Source organism: Bacillus sp. 2205SS5-2 (assembly GCF_037024155.1).
GTDB lineage: Bacteria > Bacillota > Bacilli > Bacillales > Bacillaceae_K > Bacillus_CI.
Map to the genome: position 1 here is coordinate 1 of NZ_JAYKTS010000066.1, position 1,693 is coordinate 1,693.

Sequence of the window (1,693 nt, forward strand, 5' to 3'; positions counted from 1 at the left end):
CGGGGTTTTATCCACCAAAAAAGAGGCGACCTCAGACCTGCATTAACAGGATGAACAGTTTAATGCATCATTAAACCGCTAGACCCCATTTTCATTCATTGCGGTGTCTGACAGGACATGGGGTTTCGTATACATTGTGGCTATGTCATCTGTTTTTTGACTAAACCCTCCATTTTCTAGTTGATTTCCATCAAAAACAGACGGATCTAGCTGCAGCGGGTAGCAGCTATGGGACAAATAACGCTCCACTGCGAAGGTCAGGACCTTCTCCGTGAACCAACATTTGCCCGCTGCTGCTGAGCGACCCGCTTCCGCTTTTCTCTGATTTTGATTGAGATAAACCAACCGCGCATAGCGTCCTTTTTTTCTCTGTAGTATTACTATATAATATGAATATATAGTAATTTTAGCCTCTTAAAAGGGGAGTCGATTAGATGAAGGGTTTGCATATAAATAAAAAGAGATTTCCCTTAGAGAAAGTATTCCAAGAGTCGGGAACTTTAGCGCTATTAGCTCGACAGGAAAATTTAGAAATTATGCTCCAAGAAGTAGATATCGGTATGGGTTTTTTTTTATATCCTGCAGAAGATGATACAACTTTGGAATTTTTCTATATTATCGATGGGGAAGTTGAAAGTGATGTAGATGGTGAAAAGCAAGTTTTAGGCAGAAACGATTATATTACAGTTAAAGGATTAGAAGAGTCTTTAATATTTAAAGTGAAACAGCCATTAACCTTACTTTGGATAACCAATGAACCACTTTTTCATCAAATTAGTCGAGAAATACAACAATTAATAGAGATTGTTTCCCATTTAGAACCAAGGGGATCTTATTATTGGAATCATAGTCGAAGAGTACAAAAGCTGTGTATGAAGATTGGAAAAGAGTTAAGGTTAAATAAAAATAGACTACATGATTTATTTATTGGTGCTGCTTTGCATGATATTGGCAAAGTCAATATACCAGAAGAAATCATGAATAAATCGAGTCGCTTAACGAAGAGTGAATTAGAAATAGTAAAAAAACATCCTGTGGAAGGCGCGGGTATGGTCAATGTCACATATTATGACGAAATTAGTGCGATCATAGAGCAACATCACGAACGGATAGATGGTTCGGGTTATCCGTTTGGACTAATAGGAAAACAGATTAAGATAGAAGCGAAAATTATCGCCGTAGCAGATTCATTCGATACAATGACCCATGCCAGTCCGCGTCGAGCTGCATTTACGAAAGAAGCTGCTTTTAAAAAAATAAAAGAAATGGCGGGTAAATTATACGAGCAAGAAGTAGTAGACGCTTTTGAAAAAATTATCTTGGTAGAGAATATACTTAAAGAAGAAGTGAATGATTAGTCTTTCACTTCTTCTTTTTTTATGGCTATGTTCGCATACTTTGTTGCTGTAGCATACAAAAACGGATGGAAACAATCTTTTCTTACCTCCTATCGAGTTAAAAATGATGCGAAAAGATGCCCGAAGTCATTCTTCAACACGATAGGAGGGCTAATTTGAAAAGAAACAATCTCTCTGAAAACAGCCTTATTTAAGGCTCTTTTTATACGAAAATGGGTTTTGATGCTGATTTTGACACAAAAAAGCACCCTCCCTAAAATGGAATGACCATTTTTAAAGATTGGCTATGGCACCATTACTTGATTTAAGCTGGTTTTGATTTTTGGATATCTACC

General features: G+C 37.0%; 2 protein-coding genes. One reads left to right on the top strand and one right to left on the bottom strand.

The window, feature by feature from the left end; translation table 11 throughout:
* Window positions 1-78: 78 nt before the first annotated feature.
* Window positions 79-345, bottom strand: a complete 267-nt coding sequence (locus U8D43_RS20800; protein WP_335873063.1) for a hypothetical protein — start codon at window positions 343-345, stop codon at window positions 79-81.
* 89 nt (window positions 346-434) lie between these two features.
* Here U8D43_RS20800 and U8D43_RS20805 point away from each other — a divergent pair, with 89 nt between their 5' ends.
* Window positions 435-1,358, top strand: coding sequence for an HD-GYP domain-containing protein (locus tag U8D43_RS20805; protein ID WP_335873064.1), 924 nt, complete (start codon window positions 435-437; stop codon window positions 1,356-1,358).
* Window positions 1,359-1,693 lie beyond the last annotated feature (335 nt).

Excerpts from the sequence above, each read along its gene's own strand:
- U8D43_RS20805 (WP_335873064.1), top strand. The coding sequence starts at position 435 with ATGAAGGGTTTGCATATAAATAAAAAGAGATTTCCCTTAGAGAAAGTA.